This window comes from Umezawaea sp. Da 62-37 (assembly GCF_032460545.1).
Taxonomy (GTDB): Bacteria; Actinomycetota; Actinomycetes; order Mycobacteriales; family Pseudonocardiaceae; genus Umezawaea.
In genome coordinates this window covers 2237422-2259497 of record NZ_CP135965.1, presented here as the reverse complement: position 1 = coordinate 2259497, position 22076 = coordinate 2237422, and the positions used below count along the sequence as shown (strand labels likewise).

The window sequence follows — 22076 nt, the reverse complement described above, 5'->3', positions numbered from 1 at the left end:
TGACGACGTGACCGTAATCCTCAACGAGGGCGACTCCGCGGGTACCTCGGGTGCCGCCTCGGGCAGCCCCGTCGACGCCGCGCCGGATCCCGGCAAGTCCACGACCAGGGGCAGGCTCGTCCTGACCCGGTTCCTGCGCAACAAGTTCGCGCTCTTCGGCCTGGTCGTCATCGTGCTGATGTACCTGCTGGCGTTCGTCGGCCCGCTGCTGTCCAAGTGGAGCTACGACGAGCAGGACTACACCGCGTTCCTCCAGGCGCCCTACCCGGACCACATCTTCGGCACCGACAAGATCGGTACCGACATGTTCGCGCAGACCATGCGCGGACTCCAGAAGTCGCTGCTCATCGGTCTGCTGGTGGCGGTCATCTCGACCGGGTTCGCGGCGTTGGTCGGCGCGGTGGCGGGCTACTTCCTCGGCTGGGTCGACAAGGGCCTGATGTGGGTGGTCGACCTGCTGCTGGTGCTCCCGTCGTTCCTGATCATCGCGATCCTCAGCCCGGCGTTCCGCGGCAAGTCCTGGCTGCTGTTCGTGCTGCTGCTCGCGGCGTTCCAGTGGATGATCACCGCCCGCATCGTGCGCGGCATGACGCTCACGCTCAAGGAGCGCGAGTTCGTCAAGGCCGCCAGGTACATGGGGCAGTCGCCGGGGCGGATCATCTTCAAGCACATCGTGCCGAACATGGCGTCGCTGCTGATCATCGACGCGACCATCAACGTCGGCTCCGCGGTGATCGCCGAGACGGGCCTGAGCTACTTCGGCTTCGGCGTGCAGACCCCGGACGTCTCGCTCGGCACGCTCATCGCGTCCGGCAGCGACTCGGCGCTCACCTACGCCTGGCTGTTCCTCATCCCGGCGGGCTTCCTGGTGGTCTTCGTGCTCGCCGTGAACTTCGTCGGCGACGGCCTGCGCGACGCGCTCGACCCGACGTCCTCCCGCGGCCGCAAGCGCGAGAAGAAGGCCGACCTGGACGAGGACCGCCCGTCCCACGTCCCGGAACCCGACACCACCACGTCCAGCACCACCACGTCCGGCGGAGGAAAAGCCTGATGACCAGCGCGGAACTCCTCTTCGACTCCGCCGACCGGCCCGCCCCGACCGGCCCGGTGCTCGAGGTCAACGACCTCGCGGTGTCCTTCCCCAGCGAGTCCGGCCGGGTGCGCGCGGTGCGCGGCCTGAGCTACCAGGTCTCGCCCGGCGAGGTGCTCGGCATCGTCGGCGAGTCCGGCTCCGGCAAGTCGGTGTCCTCGCTCGCGGTCATGGGCCTGCTGCCCCCGCAGGCGCGGATCACCGGCTCCATCAAGTTCCAGGGCCGCGAGCTGATCGGCCTGAACGACGGCGAGCTGTCGAAGATCCGCGGCAAGCGCGTCGCGATGGTGTTCCAGGACCCGCTGTCGGCGTTGACCCCGGTCTACACCGTCGGCGACCAGATCGCCGAGGCGCTGCTGGTGCACCGCGGCGCGAAGATCTCCAAGCAGGCCGCCGCCAAGCGCGCGGTGGAACTGCTCGACCTGGTCGGCATCCCGAACGCCGTCGAGCGCGCCAAGGCGTTCCCGCACGAGTTCTCCGGCGGCATGAGGCAGCGCGCGGTCATCGCGATGGCCATCGCCAACGACCCCGACCTGATCATCGCCGACGAGCCGACCACCGCGCTCGACGTGACGGTGCAGGCGCAGGTGCTGGAGGTGCTCAAGACCGCGCAGGAGGTCACCGGCGCGGGCATCGTGATCATCACCCACGACCTGGGCGTCGTCGCGGGCTTCGCCGACCGGCTGATGGTGATGTACGCGGGCAAGGCCGTGGAGACCGGGCAGGTCGACGAGATCTACGCCCGCCCCCGGATGCCGTACACGCTGGGCCTGCTGGGTTCCATCCCGCGCCTGGACGTCGGCGAGAAGCAGCCGCTGGTGCCGATCGTGGGCCAGCCGCCGTCGCTGACCGACCTGCCGCCCGGCTGCCCGTTCGCGCCGCGCTGCCCGATGGAGATCGACGCCTGCCGCACCGCGGAGCCCGAACTGGTGGACGTGGACGGCTCGCCCGAGCACCGCGCGGCCTGCATCCGCACCGACGAGCTGGCGGCCAAGGACACCGACGGCGCCGAGGCGGCCGTGGAGATCTTCGGCGCCGAGGTGATCGAGGTGGCGCCGATCGCGAAGGTGCCCCGCGAGGAGCGCAAGGTCGTGCTCCAGCTCTCGGGCCTGGTGAAGCACTACCCGGTCACCAAGGGCGTCGTGCTCAAGCGCCGGGTCGGCACCGTGCACGCCGTCGACGGCATCTCGTTCGACATCCGCGAGGGCGAGACGCTCGGCGTCGTGGGCGAGTCCGGCTGCGGCAAGACGACCACGCTGATGGAGATCCTCAACCTCCAGAAGCCCATGGGCGGCACGCTGTCCGTGCTCGGGCAGGACGCCGCGACCCTGAACGCCAAGTCCCGCAAGGCGATCCGCCGCGACCTCCAGGTCGTGTTCCAGGACCCGATGGCCGCGCTCGACCCCCGGCTGCCGATCTTCGACGTGATCGCCGAACCCCTCCAGGTGCACGGGTTCGAGAAGTCGGTGATCGACAAGCGCATCCCCGAACTGCTGGACCTGGTCGGGCTGCGCCGCGAGCACGCGTCCCGCTACCCGGCCGAGTTCTCCGGCGGGCAGCGGCAGCGCATCGGCATCGCGCGGGCGCTGGCGCTGGAACCGAAGCTGATCGTGCTCGACGAGCCGGTGTCGGCGCTGGACGTGTCCATCCAGGCGGGTGTGATCAACCTGCTGGAGGAGCTGAAGGCCAAGCTGGGCCTGAGCTACCTCTTCGTCGCGCACGACCTGTCCGTGGTGCGCCACATCGCGGACCGGGTCGCGGTCATGTACCTGGGCAAGATCGTCGAGATCGGCCAGGTCGACCAGGTCTTCGACGCGCCGCGCCACCCGTACACCCAGGCGCTGCTCTCGGCGATCCCGATCCCGGACCCGGTCAAGGAGCGGCAGCGCGAGCGGATCCTGGTGACGGGCGACCTGCCCAGCCCGGCCAACCCGCCGTCGGGCTGCCGGTTCCGCACCCGCTGCTTCCTGCACGCGACGCTGCCGGAGGACAAGCAGCGCACGTGCGTCGAGGTGGAGCCGCCGCGCCAGGAACAGGGCGAGGACCACGAGGCCGCCTGCCACTTCGCTCAAACCAGGCAAGTCCTCTGAGTCGCACACCTACGGTGCAGGACACGGGGCAAAGAGGTTTCCGGACGCGGGGCGTCCGGGCGCACGAACCGGGCCACGACGTACGCGGCCAGGCATGAGGGAGGTTCACGACAGTGAGTCGACGTGTATTGGCCAGGGTGGCCGCGCCGGTGGCCGCGCTTGCATTGGTGCTGACCGCGTGCGGTAGCGGTCCCACGGGCAGCGACCAGGGGCTCAAGGGTGCTGACCAGCAGGAGCAGGGCAAGGACGACATCAACCCCGTCGAGGTGTCCAAGCTGAAGGAGGGCGGCGAGTTCAAGTGGCCCGTCGACTCCCTGGCGGACAACTGGAACTACAACAACGTCGACGGCACCGTCGCCTCGGGTGCCCGCATGATCTCCGCGGTCATGCCGAACATCTTCAGCCAGAACGCCGACTCGACGATCGCGATGGACAAGGACTACCTCGAGGACGCGTCGGTCACGTCGCAGGACCCGCAGGTGGTCACCTACAAGCTCAACCCGAAGGCCAAGTGGAGTGACGGCACGGCCTTCTCGTGGGAGGACTTCGCCGCGCAGGCGAAGGCGAACAACGGCACCGACCCGGCGTTCCTGACCGCGTCCACCACGGGCTACGAGGACATCGAGAAGGTCGAGAAGGGCGCCTCCGACCAGGAGGTGAAGGTCACCTTCAAGAAGAAGTTCGCCGAGTGGAAGAGCCTCTTCGGCCCGCTGTACCCGAAGTCGCTCAACGCCACGGCGGACGAGTTCAACAAGGGCTGGGTCGACGGCCCGAAGCTCACCGCGGGTCCGTTCAAGATCGGCACGATCGACCTGACCGGCAAGCTCGTCACGGTGGTCCGCGACGACGCGTGGTGGGGCGAGAAGCCGAAGCTGGACAAGATCACCTTCCGGGTGATCGACCGCACCGCGCTGGCCGACTCGCTCGCCAACGGCGCCATCGACTGGTACGACATCGGCTCCAACGTCGACCTGTACAAGCGCGCGCAGCAGACGCCCGGCATCAAGATCCGCCAGGCCGTCACCCCCGACTACAACCACCTGACGTTCAACGGTGCCGCCTCCGCCGTCATGAGCGACGCGAAGGTGCGCACGTCGGTCATGCAGGGCATCGACACGGCCACGATCTCCAAGGCGATCCTCGGCCCGATCCAGCCCGACCCGAAGGTCCTCGGCAACCACATCTTCCTGTTGGGCGCCAAGGAGTACAAGGACAACGCCGCGGTCGCGAAGTTCGACAAGGAAGCCGCCAAGAAGGGGCTCGACGACGCCGGTTGGAAGCTCGAGGGCGACGTCCGCAAGAAGGACGGCAAGGACCTCGCGATCCGCTTCGTGATCCCGACCCCGAACCCGACCAGCGACCAGGTCTCCAAGCTGGTGCAGACGCAGCTCAAGGAGGTCGGCGTCAAGGTCGACATCCAGGCCGTCCCGTCGGCGGACTTCTTCAAGTCGCACATCAACGTCGGTGACTTCGACATCACCTCGTTCCGCTGGCTGAGCACGGCGTTCCCGATCAGCTCCTCGAAGTCGATCTACGCGCTCGACCCGGCCAACGTGAACCAGAACTACGGCCGCGTCGGCAGCGACGACATCAACAAGCTGTTCGACGAGGCCAACAGCGAGCTCGACGACACCAAGCGCTCCGACCTGGCGAACCAGATCGACGAGGCGATCTGGAAGTCCGGCCACCAGTTGCCGATCTTCCAGAGCCCCGGTGCCGTCGCGGTCCGCGAGAACATCGCGAACTTCGGCGCGGTCGGTTTCGCGAACAGCCCGTACGACTACATCCACATCGGCTTCACCAGCTGATAGCGGTGCTTTCCCCGACGGCCCGGTGGGTTTCCCCGCCGGGCCGTCGGCCTGTGGAGGAGGAGTTCGCTTGTTCCGGATCAGGGCGGTGCGCCACGGCGTCGCCGCGGTGGCGGTCGTCCTCGTGCTGTGCGCGGGTGTCGCGGTGGCGGCGCTGCTGTCGTTCACCTCGGCGTCCGACCGCATCGGCGCGCTGACCGGCCGCGCGGTCGGCCAGGTCGTGCGGGTCGCGCAGAACACCGTGGAGCTGAACTGGCCGCTGCCCGACGGCACCTACCGCACAGCCCTGGTCGACGTCCCCGGCCGCCCACCCGCGCCGGGCCAGAAGACCCAGGTCGCCTACGACCCGGCCGACCCCGACCACGTCGTGATGCCCGGCGCCGAGTTGCTGGTGCAGGCCGACCGCGCCCTCAGCGGCCTCGCGTTCACCGCCGCCGTGGTCCTGCTCGTGCTCGCCGCCACCGCCTGGCGCCTGCTCACCCGCGCCCGCGCCGCCCGCCGCCCCACCCGCAAGGCCCGCGTCCGCCGCGTCCGCGTCCAGTCCGGCCTCATCGTCCGCTCCTGGCTGGAGGTCGACGGCCCCCGCGAACGCTGGATCCCCGTCTACTACGACCCCGCCCTGGTCGCCATGCCCTCCCCGGCCGACGTCGTCCTGCACGGCGACCCCCAGCGCGACCGGCTCGTCGTGGTCCAGACCGGCGACGTGCTCCTGTACCCGTCCGGTCCCGTCACCTCCAAGCACCCCCGCGGCCGCCGCGGCGACAGCCCGTCCGAACCGGATCCCGACGTCGTGGCCGCCGCCCGCGCTGCCGGTTGGCCGCGCCAACTCCGCGGCGACGCCGTGCTGGTGATCCCGGCCCCGTTCATCGGCCTGTTCTGGGCCTACCTCGACGGCAGCGGCTTCAGCGGCTGGCTCGCCGCCACCCTGGTGACCGCGGGCATGGGCCTGTGGGTCGCCGCCTGGCGCGGAGCGGACCCGTCCTGAGCGGCGGTGACCGGGAGTCGGGGCAGGCGGGCGACCGCAAGGGGCGCGTGGTCTTCCTGAACGGGGTGTCGAGTTCGGGCAAGACGAGCATCGCCGAGCAGTTGCTGCGCGTGCTGGACACGCCGTACTTCCACCTGGGCGTGGACGTCGTCAACGGTTTGCGGGCGAAGGAACGCACCCTCGAACTCGGTCCGGCGGAACTCGCCGACGTGCTCAGGCGCACTCGCGCGGGTTTCCACCGGGTGGTGGCGGGCATGGCGCAGGCGGGCAACGACGTCGTGGTCGACCACCTGCTCAGCGAGCCCTGGCGCCTGGTCGACTGCCTTGCCGTGCTGGAGGGGCTGGACGTCGTCTTCGTGGGCGTCCACTGCCCGGTCGACGAGCTGCGCCGCCGGGAGATCGCGCGGGGTGACCGGGAGCCGGGGCAGGCGGAGTCGCAGTTGGCGCTGGTGCACGCGCACGGCCTGTACGACGTCGAGTGCGACACGGGCGTCGAAAGCCCCCTCGACTGCGCCTTGAGGATCAAGGCGTTCCTCGCGGAACCCGTCCGGGAACGGGCTTTCGACCGGCTGCGGGCCCGCTGATCCGCAACCCCTCGGCCCGCCCGACCGGTAGTGCGGGGGACGGGCGAGCCGGGAGGACTGCGGTGGGGGTACCGAAGGAGTTCGTGGCGGGGGCGTCACCGCGCCCGCTGCGGACCGCGTTCCTGCTGACACGGGACATGGGGCACGCAGAGGATCGGCTACGCTGAAACCTGACACGTATGTGAGCTACAACGACCACCCAGGTCACGAGTGGAGGCGTCGTGCGGATCGGGGATCTCGCCGCGAAGGCCGGTGTGGCGGTGCGGTCGCTGCGGTACTACGAGGAGCAGGGGCTGCTCACGTCGGAGCGCGGTTGCGGAGGGCAGCGGCAGTACGACGACGCGGCCGTGGAGCGGGTGGACCTGATCCAGTTGCTGTACTCCGCGGGCCTGTCCAGCAAGGCGATCCGCGGGCTGCTGCCGTGCGTCGTGTCGATGGCCAGCACGCCGGAGTCGCGCGCGGCGCTGGCCGCGGAACGGGCGCGCATCGATCGGCAGATCGAGGACCTGTTGCGGGCGCGGGACAAGCTCGACGAGATCATCGTGTTCAGCGGCAGTCCCGAGTCCGGGTGCGCGTGGGTGGAGGCGGTCGAGGTCTGAGCTACTCGGCGATCTCGCGCCGGGACAGCCCGACCTCCTCGATGTCCAAAGTGGACTGAATCTGGCGCAGCACGGTGTACTTGTCGTTGTACACGCGGTAGCGCGCGGCGTCCTCCTCACTGCCCGCGTGCAGCTTGCGCGGGTGCTTGTCGTACTTGTGGCGCAGCCGTTCGCGCATGGTGGCACCGCACGGGCCGGGCGGTCAGCTGGTGGCGGCCGAGGGGACGACCGCGGGCACGCGGTCGATGGCGGGCGGCGGTCCCGGCGGGGTGCCGTCGCCGAATGGGGAGCCGCCGAGCTGCTCGCGGAAGTGCGGCGTGAGCCAGCCGGCCGGGTCGGGACCGACCGCGACGATGCCCGTCGGGTTGATCGCCACGTGCACCCCGTAGTAGTGCCGCCGGATGTGGTCGAAGTGGGTCGTGTCGCCGAAACCGGGGGTCTGGAACAGGTCCCGCGCGTACGCCCACAGCGCCGGGTACTCGATCAGCTTGCGCGCGTTGCACTTGAAGTGGCCGTGGTAGACCGCGTCGAAGCGGGCCAGCGTCGGGTACAGCCGGACGTCGGCCTCGGTGATCCGGTCGCCCATCAGGAAGCGCTGCCGGGTCAGCCGGTCCTCCAGTCCGTCCAGCCCCTCGAACACCCCGCGCACCGCCCGGTCGTAGCTCGCCTGCGACGGCGCGAACCCGGACCGGTACACGCCGTTGGCGACGTTGCGGTACACGTGGTCGTTCAGCTCGTCGATCCCGTCCCGCAGCTCCACCGGGTACAGGTCCGGCGCGCCCTCGCGGTGCAGCGCCGTCCACTCCGACTCCAGGTCGAGGGTGAGCTGGTCGTAGTCGTTGGTCACCAGGTGGCCGCTGGGCACGTCCACCAGCCCCGGCACGCTCACCCCGCCGTCGTAGTCGGGGGCGCGCTTGAGGTAGGAGTCGCGTAGCGCGTGCACGCCGAGCACCGGATCGAGCCCGCCGGGGCTGCCGGTCTCCGCGGTGAACACCCAGTGCACCGCGCCCTCGATGTCCTCCTGGATCGGGTCGGTCACGCCCAGTGAGATCGCGTCGTCCAGGCCCATCAGCCTGCGCACGATCACCGACCGGTGCGCCCACGGGCACGCCCGGTTGACCACCAGCCGGTACCGCCCCGCCTCGACCGGCCAGCCGTCGGCCGCGTCCGCCGTGACCCGGTCCACGAACTTCATCGGCGTGCGCTCGAAGTCCGCGCTGTCGTCCGCTGCCACCGTCTCGTCTCCCTCGTTCGGCGTCGGTCACAATCGTCCGCGTGCCAGGACAACGCTCGCGTGTGATCACCACAGCCTCTCCCTGCCCGTGCGGGCTCGGCAACTCCTACGGCGACTGCTGCGGCAGGGCGCACAGCGGCGGCACCTCCGCGGCGACCGCCGAACTGCTGATGCGCTCGCGCTACAGCGCCTTCGCGGTCGGCGACGTCGACTACCTGCTGCGCACCTGGGACCCGACGACCCGGCCTCCGTCGCTGGACCTCGACCCGGCCCAGCGGTGGACGCGGCTGGAGGTGCTCGGCACCACCGGCGGGGGAGTGCTGCACCGCGAGGGCACGGTGGAGTTCCGCGCGCACTACCTGGACGGCGGCCAGCGGTTCGACCTGCACGAGAACAGCCGCTTCCGGCGCGACAACGGCCTGTGGGTGTACCTCGACGCTGTGACCTGACCCGGATTCGAGCGAACCGGACCCGAGAAGCGCTCACGTTCACTATCGTCGTCCCCAGTCGACCGGGGGGACGATCACGTGGACACCACACCGCATCCGAGCACACCCGAACCGATGCCCGCGCCATGGGCACCGCCGCCCGCGCCGAAGCCGGGGGTGATCCCGCTCCGCGTCCTGAACGTCGGCGAGATCTTCTCCGGCGCCTTCCGGACGGTGCGCCGCCACCTCGGACTGCTGGTCGTGCCCAGCGCGCTCCTGCTGCTGCTCTCCCAGGGCGTCAGCCTGCTCGTGGTGCTGACGATCTCGGCCGACTACCAGCGGATGCTGGTCGACATGCGGCCGGGCCGTGGCGTGCCCGCGGAGTTCTGGGGCCTGTTCTGGCAGCAGATGGCGGCGTCCTCGGTGTCGCTCGGGGTCAGCGCTCTGGTCCAGACGTTCTTGACGGGCCTCGTGACCGTGGTGGTCAGCCGGGCGGTCCTCGGGAAGCCGATCACCGCCGCGGAGGCGTGGGCGGAACTCCGGCCGCGGGCGTGGCACCTGGTCGCCGTGTCGATCCTCTACCTGATCTCCGTGGTCATCGCGACCCTGTTCTGCCTCCTGCCCGGCGTCTGGGTCGCGGTCGTGTTCTCGCTGGCGGTTCCCGCGCTCGTCCTCGAGAAGCTGCCGGTCAGGCGCTCGTTCACGCACTCGCGGGCACTCGTGCGCAACGCCTGGTGGAGCACCTTCGGCATCCTGACCGCGGCCTACGCCACCGTCATGATGATCACTTTCCTGGCCGGCCTCCCCTTCACGGCGAGCGTCTTCATCGATGGCACGTTCACCCAGGGCGTTGCGGCGCTGTCCACCCCGATGATCTTCCTCAGCAGCCTCGTCGGTGTTGTCGTCAGCGCTTTCACGGCCCCGTTCTACTCGGCCGTCGTCGCACTGGTCTACCTCGACCGGAGGATCCAGGTCGAACGCCTCGACCTGGTCCTGGCACGGGCGGCCGCGGCCTAGCGGTCAGCCGACACCCCGGCCGGGCGCGCTCATGTCCCCCGTCGCGGGTGTGCCGTCGACGAGCCCGTAGCGCAGGTGCACGGTTCCCTTCGGGGTGGCCGCCGGTGGTTCGAGGAGCGTGATGTTCGTGGGCACGGTGCCGCCCTCGAACACCTTCTTGCCGACGCCGAGCAGGATCGGGTGGATCCAGAGGTCGAGGCGGTCGAAGAGCTTCTCGCGCAGGAGGGTCTGCACGAGGTCCAGGCTTCCCACGACCTTCACGTTCTCGTGCCGGTCGCGCACCTCGCGGATCGCGGCGGGCAGGTCCGGGCCGAGGTGCGTGGACCCGGCCCACGGGAGGTCGGGTGTGCCGCGCGAGGCCACGTACTTCGGGATGCTGTTGAAGAGCGCGGCGATCCCGCCGTCCTGGTCGTCGGCTCCCTGGTGCGGCCAGAACGACGCGAAGATGTCGTAGGTCCGCCTGCCGAGCAGCAGGGCGTCCGTGCCCTCGTACGCGGCACCCATCTGCGCCCCGGCGACCTCGTCCACGAGGGGCGCCTGCCAACCGCCGAACGCGAACCCGTCCGGGTCCTCGTCCGGCCCGCCGGGCGCCTGCCCGACGAGGTCGAGGGTCGCGAACATCTCGATGTGGATGAGGCCCATGTCGACTCCCTGGTGTTCGTCGTGGTCGGGAGGTAGACCCGCGGGCGCCGGGAAACTCATCGCGGCGATCGGTGGGGGTGGCCGCGCCCGCTCAGTCCCGCAGCTCGGCGGGCAGCCCGAAGGTCTCGAACAGCGACAGGTCGAAGAAGCACGCGACGTGGGTGACGCCCTCCGGGGACAGGGTGAGCACGGGCAGGTTGAACGGGCGGTGCACTGGGTGTCGACGAGCCGGGCGATGTCGGGGCCGCCCCGGTACCAGGAGGTGAACGGGGGCATCTCCCACACGGCGTCGGAGGTGAACAGGTCGATGATCGCCGGGATGTCCTTGGCCTCGAACGCCTTCACGTACCGGTCGAGCAGTTCCCGCTGCCGCGCCGTGGTCGGCTCGGTGACCGCCTCCTCGGTCGGCGACACCTCGTCGAGCTGGGCGCGGGCGCGTTGCAGCGAGCTGTTCACGGCCGCCGTCGTGGTCTCCAGCAGTTCGGCGACCTCGGCCGCCTTCCACGCCAGCACGTCGCGCAGCAGCAGCACGGCGCGCTGCCGCGGCGGCAGGAACTGCAGGGCGGCGACCAGCGCGAGCCGGACGCTCTCCCGCGAGGTGACGATCGAGGCGGGGTCGTCCGGCGCGGCGGTGAGCATGGCGTCCGGGATCGGTTCCAGCCACGGCACCTCGGGCCGTTCGACGAGCTTGTCGTCGGGACCGGCCCCGGGACCGCCGAGACCGGTGGGCAGCGGGCGCTTGCCGCGACCGTCCAAAGCGGTCAGGCAGGTGCGGGTGGCGATGGAGTAGAGCCACGTGCGCACCGACGAGCGGCCCTCGAACCGGTCGTAGGCCTTCCACGCGCGCAGGTACGTCTCCTGGACCATGTCCTCGGCGTCGTGCACCGAACCGAGCATCCGGTAGCAGTGCGCCAGCAGTTCGCGCCGCACCGGTTCGGCGAGCGCGAGGAAGTCCTTGTCGGCCGCGGGATCCACTGTCGTCACGGCGGTACGCCTCCTTCCGGGGCCCGCCCGACCGGTCGGTACCGGTCCGCGGACGAATTTTCCTGGGCGCGCTGAGTTTTCGCCACGGGCGCCGTCCGCACAACAGCCGGTCCCGACCGGACGGAGGGCAAGCCATGACCGCCACCACCTCCAGGCGTTCCGCTCACATCGCCAGGCGATGACCCTGGACACGTCGGTCGCTCCCGGTGTCCTCTGCGGACTGGTCGCGCGGCACTGCCGCGAGCCTGCGCACCGTTCTGCCGCGATAGGACGAAAACAGCTTCCACTTCCACGAACGAGTTAAGCGATCACTCGTTCGTGGAAGTCATTTGCGGTGGGTTTCACGTTGTGTCGCACAAAATCCGCAAGTCCTGTCCTTCTACCGTGATCGCGTTGCACGGCACGTACGCTCCCGCCCCGTTGGCTCGACGACTACCGGTCGAGCAGGTGGCGCCTCAGAGGAGTCGTACGTGCTCGGTTGTTGGGAACTCGTCGCATCCGCGGTCCTCTACGCGCTGGGCATCGTCGCCCAGAGCGTCGCCGCGCGCCGTGCGGAACTCCGCCCCGGCGCGGATCTCGGGCTGATCGCCCGGCTGGCCACCGACCGCCTCTACCTGCTCGGGTTCACCGCCCAGGTCGGCGGGTTCGTGCTCGCCTTCCTCGCCCGCGGCTCGCTGCCCCTCTACCTCGTGCAGGCCGGATCGGCCTCGGCCATCGGCATCGCCACGGCGTTCGGGGTACTCGTGCTCGGCTGGCGGGTCCGCCGCGTCGAGGTGGTCGTGCTCGTCCTGCTGGCCGTCGGCATGGTCCTGCTCGGCGGGGCCGCCGCGCCGTCCACCGCCCGCGACCTCACGCCCGTGATGGTCGCCGCCCTGGTCGGGGCGCTTGTGCTGACCGGGCTGCTCGGCGTCCGGGCGGGCAGGCCGAACGCCGTCGTGTCGGCCGCCGTGCCCGCTGGCGTCGCGTTCGCCGTGGTCGCCGTCGCGGGTCGGGCGCTGGCGGGCGGCGACCTGCTCGCGCTGCCGTGGCAGCCGCTGGCCTGGGTGCTCGTGGTCGCCGCCGTGCTCGGTCAGGCGCTGCTCGCGGGCGCGCTGCAACGCGGGTCCGCCACGTCCGCGATCGCCACGATGGACGCCACCTCGATGGTGCTCGCCTCGGTCGTCGGCATGGCCGCGATGGGGGACCGGATCGCGCCGGGACGCGAGTTGTGGGTCGCCGTCGGCCTTGCCCTGGTCGTGCTCGGCGTGCTCGCGCTGGGCAAGGCGCCCGCCGCCACCCCGGCCGCCGCCACCCCGGTCAAGGAGGCGGTGTGAGGCCCACCGCGAGCGTCTCGCTCGACCTGGACAACCTCTGGGCGTACCTCAAGACCCACGGCGACCAGGACTGGACCCGCTACCCGAGCTTCCTGCCCACAGCCGTGCCCCGGCTGCTGGAGGTGTTCGGCGAGCAGCGCCTCACCACGACGGTGTTCGCGGTCGGCGCGGACGTCGAGCGCGAGGACGGCGCCAAGGCCGTCGCGGCGATCAGCGCGGCGGGCCACGAGGTGGCGAACCACTCGTGGGGCCACGAGCCGTGGCTGCACCGGTACTCGCTCGCCGAGCTGGAGTCCGAACTGGTCCGCACCGAGGACGCCATCGTCGCCGCGGGCGCGCCCCGCCCCATCGGCTTCCGCGGCCCCGGCTACAGCGTCACGCCGGACCTGCTCGCGCTGCTCGTGGAACGCGGCTACTCCTACGACGCGAGCACCTGGCCCACCTGGATCGGGCCGCTGGCCAGGGCGTACCACAACCGGAGCGTCGCGGAGGGCGCCGAGTCCGACGAGCTGTTCGGCGGGTTCTCGCGCGTCCGCGCCCCGGTCGGCGCCTACCGGTGGCGGGTCGGCACCTCGACGTCGTTGGTGGAGCTGCCGGTCACGACCATGCCGTTGCTGCGCACCCCGATCCACGCCTCCTACCTCCAGCAGCTCAACCAGGTCTCGCCCCGGCTGGCGCGCGGTTACTTCCGCACCGCGCTGCGGCTGTGCCTGGTCCGCGGCGTCGGACCGTCGCTGCTGCTGCACCCGACCGACGTGCTGGACGCGACCGAGGCGCCGGGCATGGAGTTCTTCCCCGGCATGGCCGTGCCGAGCGCCCGCAAGACCGAGCTGCTCGGCTGGGTCCTGGGCGAGCTGCGCCGCCACTTCGACCTCGTGGGCACCGGCGAGCACGTGTCACGGGTCCGCGCCGAGGGCCTGCGCCGCGAGCGCGACGCGTTGGAGAGCCGCGGATGACCGCCCTGGTGGCCGTGCGGCACGACCTCCGGATCCCGGAGCGGTCGTTGCGCGCCCTCGCGTGCGCGACCGTCGCGCTGGCCCCCGTGGAGGGGTACCTCCTCGCCGTGCACGGCCAGCTGGCCAAGCTGGCGCCCGCGCTGCTCGCGGTCACCTGGGTGATCGTCCGGGTCCGTGAACGCGTGCCGCTCCGGCTGCACCCCGTCCACGCCGTGCTCGCGCTGTTCGCCGTCGTGGTGCTGGTGTCCGCGGCGGTGCACGCCGGGGAGCCGTACGCGCTGGAGTACGCGCGGCGCTGGCTGCCGTTCCTGGTGGTCACCGCGATCCTGGTCGACGTCGCCGCCCGCGAGGTGCCGATCCGAGCGCTGCTGGTGTCCGCGGTCGCCGGGGCGGCCGTCGCGGGAGCCGGGGCGTTGTACAGCCTGATCGCCGAGGGCGAGTCGCGGGCGAGCGGACCGCTGGACGACCCCAACGACCTGGCGCACGTGCTGGTCGCCGCGCTGCCGCTGGTGGTGCCGATCGTGGCCGCCCGCCGCAGGTGGGTCTCCGCCCTCGCGCTGTTCGCGGGCGCGGTCCTGGTCGCGGGCGCCGCGGCGACGTTCTCCCGCGGCGGCGGGCTCGCGCTGACGGCTGCGGTCGCGCTCCTGCTGCTGCGCAAGGTGTTGCCGCTGCGGGCGTTGGCCGCCGCGGGCGCCGTGCTGGCCGTGCTCGTGCTCGGCGGCGCGGTGGTGGCCGAGCAGGAACTGGCGAAGGCGTTGCAGGAGAAGAGCTTCATCGCCTCGACCAATGTGGACACCCGCGAACTCCGCTGGCAGGCCGCCGCCCGCATCCTCACCGAGCACCCGCTGCTCGGCGTCGGGCCCGGCGGGTTCCGGCAGGAGTACGCGGGGATGTCGCACAACGCCGAGGTCGACGAGCAGTCCCCGGTGGCGCACAACATGTACCTGGAGGTCGCGGCCGAACTCGGGCTGCCCGGCTTCCTGCTGTTCGCCGGTCTGATCGGCACCGCCGTCGTGGCGGGCGAACGGGCCCTGCGCCGCGGTGCCGACCGGTACGAGGTGGTCGCGGTGCAAGCGGGCCTGCTCGCCGTCGTGGTGGCCTCGACCTTCCTGTCCGAGCAGTACTACCTGCCGCTGTGGCTGATGATCGCGGTCGCCTGCGCGGCCGACCTACGAACCGGGAGTGGGATTGCGCGTCCTGCACGTGATCAGTGAGATGGGCACGGGCGGCGCGGAAGCGCTCGTCGCGGGCATGACCATGGCGGGCCGGGACTTCGGCTGGGAATCCGCCGTCGCCAGCGGCGGCGGGCACCGCGCCGAGGCCCTGCGGGTGCCGCACTTCGCCGTGCCACCGGCCAGGCGCAGCGCGACCGGCGTCGTGCGCTCGGCTCTCGCGACGAAGACCGCGTACCGCCGGTTCCGGCCGGACGTCGTGGTGGCGCACAACGTCGGCGCGTCCGCGGTGGCCAGGCTCGCGATGGTGCCGCTGCACCGCGTGCCGGTGCTGACGGTGTTCCACGGCGTCTCGGCGACCGACTACGCCAAGGCCGCCAAGGTGCTGCGCCGCACGTCCGACTCGGTCGTGGCGGTCGCGGCGGCCACCGCCGACCGGCTGTGCGAGGCCGGGCTGCGCAAGCCGTCCGTGATCCGCAACGCGGCCTTCCCGCAGACCCCGCGGGTCGACCGGCACACGGTGCGCGCCGCGCTGGGCGTCGGCGACGACGTGCCGGTGGCGCTGTGCCTGGCCCGGATGGAACCGCAGAAGCGCCACGACGTGCTGCTGGACGCCTGGGCGATGCTGGACCGCGACGCCGTGCTGTGGCTCGCCGGTGACGGCAGCCTGCGGCCCGCCCTGGAGCGCCGGGCCCACGAGCTGGGGCTCGACGGCCGGGTCCGCTTCCTCGGCAACCGGTCGGACGTGGCCGACCTGCTCACCGCCACCGACGCCACCGTCCTCACCAGCGACTGGGAGGGCATGCCGATCGCCGTGCTCGAGTCGCTGGCCGCCGGGCGGCCGGTGGTCGCGACCGACGTCGACGGCGTCCGGGAGGCGCTGGCCGACGGCGGCGGCGTGGTGGTGCCGCGCGGTGACCCGCGGGCCGTCGCCGACGCGCTGCGCGCACTGCTTTCCGATACCGACATCCGCGCCGCGGTCGCCGTGGCCGGGAACGATCACGACGGGCAGAACCTGATGAAGTCCTACGACGAACTCCTGCGCACGATGGTGGACGGGGGCCGACGGTGAACCGGCGCCTCCTCGAATGCCTGCTGGCGGCCCTCGCCGTCGGCGTGCTGGTGCTGGTGGTGGGCCTGCTGCGCCCCGCCGAGTACCAGGGCAGGGTCGGCCTGCTGGCCGAACCCGCCGCCGTCGCCCCGGAGTCCGGGTCGACCGCCCAGTACGGCGAGGTCGTCTCGCTCGCGCTGCCCGCGCTGGTCGAGCTGTCCCGCAGCCCCTCGGTGCTCCAGTCCGCCGCGCGCGGGTCCGGCTACTCGGCCGTCGACCTGGCGAAGCAGGTGTCCGTGGAGCTGGTCCCGGCCTCCGGCCTTGCCAGGCTGTCCGTGCGCGCCGGGTCTGCCGAGCAGGCGGGCGCCACCGCGTCCGCCATCGCCCGCAGCCTCGTCGACGCCGGACTGCTGGCCCCGGTGGCGAAGCTGCGGGTACTCGACGAGCGCCCGGACGTCGTGCGGGTCGCCCCGGACCGCCTGCTGTCCACCGGCTTGGCGCTGGCGGCGGCGGTGATGGCCGGGATCGCGATGGCCGTGGTCCGCCAGCTGCTCACCGCCCGCGGCCACGAGACCGTCCGCAAGGCGCTCACCGCCGCGGGCACCCGCCACCCGGTCCTCACCGCGAACGCCGACGACCCCGACCTGGCCGACCGCCTCGCGGTGCTGTGCCGGGCCTCCGGACGGCAGGCCCGCGTGGTCGCCGCCTCGCCGGACCTCGTCGACCGGGCGGAGGAGCTGTCCGACCGCCTGGTGCTCCTCACCCACCCGGCACGGGTCCTGGTCCCCGTCCGCGGCGACCTGGCCGAGCCCCCGATGGGCGACGCGGTGATCGCGTTGACGCACCGGGGCACCGGTGACGACCTGACCGCCGCCGTCGGCGTGCTGCCCGCGTCCGCCGTGCTCGTCGCGGTGGTGATCGCATGACCTCGCGCCGCGGACCCGCGTTCGCCGCCGCGGTGGGGGACTGGGCGGCCGTGTCGGCACGGGTGCTCCGTCCCCCGATGGCCGTCACCCCGCCTCCCGCCGAACCCGGCCCCGCCACGTTGACGGGGTGGAGCGCGGCGTTGACCGCCCGTCCCCCGGTCGAGCCCGTCCCCGCGGGGGACGAGTCCGGCGAGGCGGTGCGGGCATGAGGCAGGCCGTCGTGGCGGCGGGCCGGGGTGCGGCATGACGCTGCGCGAACTCCGCAGGCCGAGCCCCGCCCTGGCGGTCGGCACGGCGCTGCTCGCCGCCATCGGGGTGGTGAGCGCCTGGTGGGCGCTGCGGCCGTCGTGGCAGGTTCCCCTGCCCACGTCGGCGAACCTGCCCGAGGTGCGGTTGCAGGACTTCCGGGACGCGACCTACTTCCCGTTGCGGGAGTTCCTCGCGGGCGGCAACCCCTACGACCCGTCGGTGATGTTCGCGCACTGGCCGGTGCGGCAGGACTTCAACCTCTACCAGCCCTACCACCTCGTGCTGCACCTGCCGTTCGCGCTGGTGGACTACCGGGTCGGCGCGGTCGCGTTCGCGCTGACCTCGTTGCTGCTGCTGGTGTCGCTGTCGCTGATGGCGGCGAACGCGGTGCGGCGGGTGGTCCCGCTGCCGCTGGCACTGGGCACGGCGGGGATCGCCGCCGCGCTGGTGACCAGCCAGATCGGCAAGGCGCAGCTGTACCTCGGGCAGGTCAACCCGCTGCTGGCGGTGGGTGCCGCGGGCGCGCTGGCGGCACGGGAACGGCAGCCGCGGTGGGCCGCCGTCGGACTGGCGGTGGCGTGGCTGAAACCGCAGTTCGGGCTGCCGCTGGCGGTGCTGCTGGTGGCACGGGGATCACGGCGGGTGGCGTTGACCGGGACCGCGATCGCCGCCGTGGCGAGCCTGCCGGTGGTGCTGCTGCTCGTGGTGCGCGGCGGCGGGGTCGGCGCGTTCGCCGACGTGGTCGCGGCGAACCTGGCGCACGCCACCAGCACGGACTACGGCGCGGTGGACTCCCTGACCGCGCAGCGGATCGACATCCCGGCGGTGCTGTTCCGCGTCACGGGCTGGTTGCCTCCGGGCGCGGAAGCCCTTGCGCTGGTGGGGGTCCTGGCCGCGAGCGCGCTGCTGGCGCGGCGGCTGGACCGGACCGGTGGAGCGGCCGTCGCGGATCTGCTGACCTGCCTGGCCGTCGTCGTCTGCGTCGTGCACCAGCCCGGTGACGTGCTGATAGCCGTGCCCGCGATGGCCGTGCTGGCCGCCGTGTGGTGGCGTCGCCGCCGGGAACCCGGATGGCGACTGGCCGGGTTCTCCTTGCTGGCACTGGCCTTCCCGTTCGCGCACCTGCACGCCGTGGACGAAGCGGTCGTCGACCTGTTCGGATCGCGGGTGGCGGTCACCGTGGACGGGGTCGCGGTCATCGCGGCGTGGGCGCTGCTCGTGGCGTTCGCCGTCCGGCGGCGGGGCGATCCGTGACGCGCGGCCTCGCGGTGCGCGGGTCGCTCTGGCTCGGCGCGGTGAACCTGGTCAGCAAGAGCAGCCAGATGGTCGTCACGCTCGTGCTGGCGACCCTGCTGACCCAGGGTGAACTCGGACTGGTGGCGCTGGCCGTCGCCATGGTCAACCTCGGCCAGGTCGTGCAGTCCATCGGCGTCTACGACGTGATCAGCCGCACCGCGCACGACCCGCGCCGGATGGCGGGCACGGTGCTGACCACGAGCGTGGGCGTCGGCGCGCTGCTGGCCGTCGTCCTGGCGTTCGCGGCCACGCCGATCACCGCGCTGTTGGGCGCTCCGGACGCGGCGCCGCTGGTGCGGCTCGCGGCGCTCAGCCTGCCGTTCTCGGCGGCGGGCGGCGTGCAGATGGGGCTGATGCACCGGGACCTCGACTTCCGCCGCCGGATGCTGCCCGACGCGGGGGGCGCGGTGCTGGGCGCGGTGGTCACGGTCGTGCTCGCCCTGCGCGGCGCCGGACCGTCCGCGCTGGTGGTCGGACTGCTCTGCACGGCCGTCGCGCAGCCGGTCCTCGGGGCGCTCGCCGGCGGTGGCGTGCGCTTCGCCTGGCACGGCGACGTCGCGGCCGAGGCGCTGCGCTGGATCTCCGTGGTGGGCCCCGCCGCCGTCGTGGCGGCGCTGGTCGTCAACGTCGACTACCTGGCCGTCGGGCACGTCCTCGGCCCGGACGCGGTCGGCGTCTACTCGCTGGCCTACCGGATCGCCTGGGTGCCCTACATCATGGTCGGCGTCGTGCTCGGCGCCGTCGCGTTCCCCTTGTGCGCCAGACTGGTCCGCGAAGGCCGACGCGACGAACTGGCCGCCGCCATGGGGCGGTTCACCCGTGCCGTCCTGGTGGTCACCGGCGGTCTGTACCTGGCGGTCGCGGTCGTCGGCGACCGGATCGTGGTGCTCGGCGCGCGCTGGGCGCCCGCCGCCGCGCCGCTGGTCCTGCTGTGCGGCTACGGGCTCGGCATCAGCGTGCTGCACGTCTGGTACCAGGCCGTGAAGGCGACCGGCCGGGCCGAGCTGTACCTGGCGCTGGAGTGCGCGCACCTCCTGCTGATCGCGGTCGCGCTGGCGGTGGCGACCCGGTACGGCGTGGCCGCCGTCGCGGGGGCGCAGCTGGCGGTCGTCTGCGTGGTGGTGCCGCTGACGTGGTCGCTGTTGCGGCGCCTCGGGGTCGCGCCCGCCGTGGGCGGCACGGCCGCGCGCGTGCTCGCCGCCGCGCTGATCGCGGCCGTCCCCGCCGTCGTCCTCGACCGCCTCGGCACCTTCGGACCGGCCGACTCCCTGGTCGGCGCGCTCGCCGAGGGCGTCGTCGTCCTGCTCGGCTACGGCGTGGGCACGCTCCTCGTGCACCGCGCCGCGCTCGACGAACTGCGCGGAGGTCTGCGGTGAGGGTCGTGCACGTGACGCAGCCGGTCGAGGCCGGGGTCGCGGCGGTGGTGCTGGACCTCGCGCTCGCCCAACGGGCCCGCGGCTGGTCCGTCGTCGTGGTGTGCCCGCCGACCGGGTGGCTCGCCGACCGGGCCCGAGGCCTCGGCATCGACGTCCGCGCCTGGCACGCGACCCGCCGGCCCGGACCGTGGCTGGCCAAGGAAGTGCTGTCCCTGCGGCGGATCCTGACCCGGCTCGACCCGGACGTCGTGCACCTGCACAGCTCCAAGGCCGGTCTGGCGGGCAGGCTCGCGGTGCGTGGCCGGATCCCGACGGTGTTCCAGCCGCACCTCTGGTCGTTCCAGACCGCCCGCGGCGCGCTCGGCACCCTCAGCGCCACCTGGGAGCGGCGCGCCTCGCGGTGGACGGACCTGGTGGTGTGCGTCAGCGACGACGAGCTGGCCATCGGCCGGGCGGCGGGCGTGACGGCGGACGCCGAGGTGGTGTGCAACGGCGTGGACACCGACCGGCTGCGCCCCGGCGACCGGGCGGCCGCGCGCCGGGGGCTCGGCCTCGAGCAGAACGGGCCGCTCGCGGTGTGCGTCGGCAGGCTGGCCGCGCTCAAGGGCCAGGACCAGCTGCTGTCGGCGTGGCCGGAGGTCCTGTCCAGGGTTCCGGGCGCCCGGCTCGTGCTGGTCGGCGACGGGCCGGACGGGCACCGCTGGCGGGCCGAGCACCCGGTGTCCGAGCACGGTTCCGTGCGGTGGTGGGGCCACAGCGACGACCCTGCGCCGTTCTACGCCGCCGCGGACGTCGTGGTGCTCCCGTCCCGTGCCGAGGGCATGGCGCTCGTGCCGCTGGAGGCGATGGCGTCCGGCCGCCCGGTCGTGGCGTTCGACGTCGGCGGGGTGCGGCAGAGCGTCGGGGACGCGGGCGCCGTCGTGCCCGCGGGCGACATCGGGTCGCTCGCCGCGGCGATCACCCACCGCCTGGCCGATCCCGCCCTCGCCACCACCGAGGGGTGGCGCGGCAGATGGCGCGCCGAGACCCACTTCGACCGGGGCCGGATGGCCGACCAGGTCGCCACGCTCGTCGACAAGCTCGCCAGGGGACGGATGACATGAGTGGACGGCTGCGCGTCGCTTACCTGCTGACGCAGGACCGCGGCGGACCGGTGGACGTGACGATCCGGCTGGCCTCGACGCTGATCGAGTCGGGGCTGGCCGACGTCAGGGTGTTCGGCCCGACTCCCGCGCGCGGGGTCGAACTGCTCGACGGGCACCACGAGGAGATCCTGGTGGCGCGCAAGGGGGACCTGGCGGCGGGCAGGCGGACCAGGCGGGTGATGAGGGCGTGGCGGCCGGACGTCGTGCACGCCCAGGACCGCAGGGCCGGACTGGTCAGCGCCGGGCTGCGGTCGTCCGCGGTCGTGCACACCTACCACGGGGTCCCCGACGACGTGGGCGAACCGTGGTTCCGCGGCATCCCCGGCGCCACCTCGCCCTCGGTGTACACCCACGCCGTGCTCACCGCCGACGCGCTGGTCGCGCGGGCCGTGCACCGCACGATCGTGCCCGCGCCCGCGATGGGCAGGTTCCTCGCCGACCGGCTGCGGGTGCCCGCGAAGCGCTTGGCGCAGATCGACAACTGCGTCGCCGCCACCGACGTGCGGCCGCCGTCCGGACCGGTGCGGCACCTGGCGTTCGTGGGGTTGCTGGTGGCGCGCAAGGGGGTGCTGGACCTGTTGACAGCCCTGGCCATGCCGGGGGTGATGCCCGCGGACGGGCGGTTGACCGTCATCGGGGACGGACCGCAGCGGCAGGCGGCGGAGCGGTTGGCCGCGCAGCCCGCGCTGGCGGGCAAGGTGGAGTTCCTCGGGTTCCGCTCCGACGTGCCGGACCTGCTGCTGGGCTGCGACGCCCTGGTGCTGCCGTCGAGCATGGAGCAGCAGCCGCTGGTCCTGGCTGAGGCGATGTCGGCGGGGAAGCCCGTGGTGGCAACGGACACCGGGGGAGTGGCGGACATGGTGGGGGCGTCCGGGTACCTGTCGCAGCCGGGGGACGTGCGCGGGCTGGGGGAGAGGTTGCGGGAGCTGTTCGCGGACCCCGATCCGGCGGGGACCGGGCAGGAGCTGGCCACGCGGGCGCGGGCCCGGTTCACGCCGGAGGTCTGCGCTCGCAGGCACCTGGAGTTGTACGAGGCCGTGTTGCGGTAGGGCGCGTCTCCCGGATCCCGTTCCATGGGGGTCGCGCCTGGCGTGGTTCCAGGCGATGCGGGCGATCCGCGTACGGCTGTTC

Annotated in this window: 21 protein-coding genes; 18 read left to right on the top strand and 3 right to left on the bottom strand. The window is 72.5% G+C overall.

What is annotated here, in order from left to right; translation table 11 throughout:
• Positions 1 to 7 precede the first annotated feature (7 nt).
• The 6 genes from RM788_RS09740 to RM788_RS09715 all read left to right on the top strand — a co-directional run bounded on the left by RM788_RS09740 (position 8) and on the right by RM788_RS09715 (position 7156).
• The gene (locus RM788_RS09740) at positions 8 to 1051 is read left to right on the top strand and encodes an ABC transporter permease (RefSeq protein WP_315931245.1); all 1044 of its coding nucleotides are present in this window, start codon (positions 8 to 10) and stop codon (positions 1049 to 1051) included.
• On the top strand, positions 1051 to 3180 hold the full coding sequence (locus tag RM788_RS09735) for an ABC transporter ATP-binding protein (protein WP_315931244.1): 2130 nt from the start codon (positions 1051 to 1053) through the stop codon (positions 3178 to 3180). The genes RM788_RS09740 and RM788_RS09735 overlap by 1 nt, the downstream gene beginning before the upstream one ends.
• A gap of 113 nt (positions 3181 to 3293) precedes the next feature.
• The gene (locus RM788_RS09730) at positions 3294 to 4988 is read left to right on the top strand and encodes an ABC transporter family substrate-binding protein (protein ID WP_315931243.1); all 1695 of its coding nucleotides are present in this window, start codon (positions 3294 to 3296) and stop codon (positions 4986 to 4988) included.
• A 70-nt stretch (positions 4989 to 5058) separates the two neighbouring features.
• Entirely contained in the window at positions 5059 to 5973 is a 915-nt protein-coding gene (locus tag RM788_RS09725; protein ID WP_315931242.1) for a DUF3592 domain-containing protein, read from the top strand.
• On the top strand, positions 5937 to 6557 hold the full coding sequence (locus RM788_RS09720) for a chloramphenicol phosphotransferase CPT family protein (RefSeq protein ID WP_315931241.1): 621 nt from the start codon (positions 5937 to 5939) through the stop codon (positions 6555 to 6557). The genes RM788_RS09725 and RM788_RS09720 overlap by 37 nt, the downstream gene beginning before the upstream one ends.
• A 221-nt stretch (positions 6558 to 6778) precedes the next feature.
• On the top strand, positions 6779 to 7156 hold the full coding sequence (locus RM788_RS09715; protein ID WP_315931240.1) for a MerR family transcriptional regulator: 378 nt from the start codon (positions 6779 to 6781) through the stop codon (positions 7154 to 7156).
• 1 nt (position 7157) lies between these two features.
• On the opposite strand, the gene RM788_RS09710 is transcribed toward RM788_RS09715, so the two are convergent.
• A complete protein-coding gene (locus RM788_RS09710) occupies positions 7158 to 7334 on the bottom strand; it encodes a hypothetical protein (protein ID WP_315931239.1) in 177 nt (58 codons plus the stop codon).
• Between the two features lie 24 nt (positions 7335 to 7358).
• On the bottom strand, positions 7359 to 8351 hold the full coding sequence (locus RM788_RS09705; RefSeq protein ID WP_315934599.1) for a glutathione S-transferase family protein: 993 nt from the start codon (positions 8349 to 8351) through the stop codon (positions 7359 to 7361).
• Positions 8352 to 8452: 101 nt separating this feature from the next.
• Between RM788_RS09705 and RM788_RS09700 the strand changes: the two genes are divergently transcribed.
• Both RM788_RS09700 and RM788_RS09695 read left to right on the top strand, forming a co-directional pair.
• Complete coding sequence (locus RM788_RS09700; protein ID WP_315931238.1) at positions 8453 to 8839, top strand: YchJ family protein; 387 nt, start codon at positions 8453 to 8455, stop codon at positions 8837 to 8839.
• A gap of 114 nt (positions 8840 to 8953) precedes the next feature.
• Positions 8954 to 9835, top strand: a complete 882-nt coding sequence (locus RM788_RS09695; RefSeq protein ID WP_315931237.1) for a hypothetical protein — start codon at positions 8954 to 8956, stop codon at positions 9833 to 9835.
• Between the two features lie 3 nt (positions 9836 to 9838).
• Here the strand turns inward: RM788_RS09695 and RM788_RS09690 are convergent, their stop codons facing one another.
• Positions 9839 to 11461, bottom strand: coding sequence for an RNA polymerase subunit sigma-70 (locus tag RM788_RS09690; RefSeq protein ID WP_315931236.1), 1623 nt, complete (start codon positions 11459 to 11461; stop codon positions 9839 to 9841).
• A 470-nt stretch (positions 11462 to 11931) separates the two neighbouring features.
• On the opposite strand from RM788_RS09690, the gene RM788_RS09685 reads away from it, so the two are divergent.
• From RM788_RS09685 to RM788_RS09640, 10 genes are read left to right on the top strand one after another with little or no spacing between them, the layout of a single operon-like run.
• Positions 11932 to 12774, top strand: coding sequence for a hypothetical protein (locus RM788_RS09685; RefSeq protein ID WP_315931235.1), 843 nt, complete (start codon positions 11932 to 11934; stop codon positions 12772 to 12774).
• A complete protein-coding gene (locus RM788_RS09680; protein WP_315931234.1) occupies positions 12771 to 13730 on the top strand; it encodes a polysaccharide deacetylase family protein in 960 nt (319 codons plus the stop codon). Before RM788_RS09685 ends, RM788_RS09680 begins: the two co-directional genes overlap by 4 nt.
• Positions 13727 to 14944, top strand: coding sequence for an O-antigen ligase family protein (locus RM788_RS09675; RefSeq protein WP_315931233.1), 1218 nt, complete (start codon positions 13727 to 13729; stop codon positions 14942 to 14944). The genes RM788_RS09680 and RM788_RS09675 overlap by 4 nt, the downstream gene beginning before the upstream one ends.
• On the top strand, positions 14913 to 15974 hold the full coding sequence (locus RM788_RS09670; protein ID WP_315931232.1) for a glycosyltransferase: 1062 nt from the start codon (positions 14913 to 14915) through the stop codon (positions 15972 to 15974). The genes RM788_RS09675 and RM788_RS09670 overlap by 32 nt, the downstream gene beginning before the upstream one ends.
• Positions 15971 to 16879 carry a YveK family protein gene (locus RM788_RS09665; protein WP_315931231.1) on the top strand — a complete coding sequence of 303 codons (909 nt, stop codon included), beginning with the start codon at positions 15971 to 15973 and terminating at the stop codon, positions 16877 to 16879. The genes RM788_RS09670 and RM788_RS09665 overlap by 4 nt, the downstream gene beginning before the upstream one ends.
• A complete protein-coding gene (locus RM788_RS09660; RefSeq protein WP_315931230.1) occupies positions 16876 to 17088 on the top strand; it encodes a hypothetical protein in 213 nt (70 codons plus the stop codon). The genes RM788_RS09665 and RM788_RS09660 overlap by 4 nt, the downstream gene beginning before the upstream one ends.
• 34 nt (positions 17089 to 17122) lie before the next feature.
• Positions 17123 to 18382, top strand: a complete 1260-nt coding sequence (locus RM788_RS09655; protein WP_315931229.1) for a glycosyltransferase family 87 protein — start codon at positions 17123 to 17125, stop codon at positions 18380 to 18382.
• Entirely contained in the window at positions 18379 to 19800 is a 1422-nt protein-coding gene (locus tag RM788_RS09650) for an oligosaccharide flippase family protein (RefSeq protein ID WP_315931228.1), read from the top strand. Before RM788_RS09655 ends, RM788_RS09650 begins: the two co-directional genes overlap by 4 nt.
• Entirely contained in the window at positions 19797 to 20903 is a 1107-nt protein-coding gene (locus tag RM788_RS09645) for a glycosyltransferase (protein ID WP_315931227.1), read from the top strand. Before RM788_RS09650 ends, RM788_RS09645 begins: the two co-directional genes overlap by 4 nt.
• On the top strand, positions 20900 to 21994 hold the full coding sequence (locus RM788_RS09640; RefSeq protein ID WP_315931226.1) for a glycosyltransferase family 4 protein: 1095 nt from the start codon (positions 20900 to 20902) through the stop codon (positions 21992 to 21994). The genes RM788_RS09645 and RM788_RS09640 overlap by 4 nt, the downstream gene beginning before the upstream one ends.
• Positions 21995 to 22076: the final 82 nt, after the last annotated feature.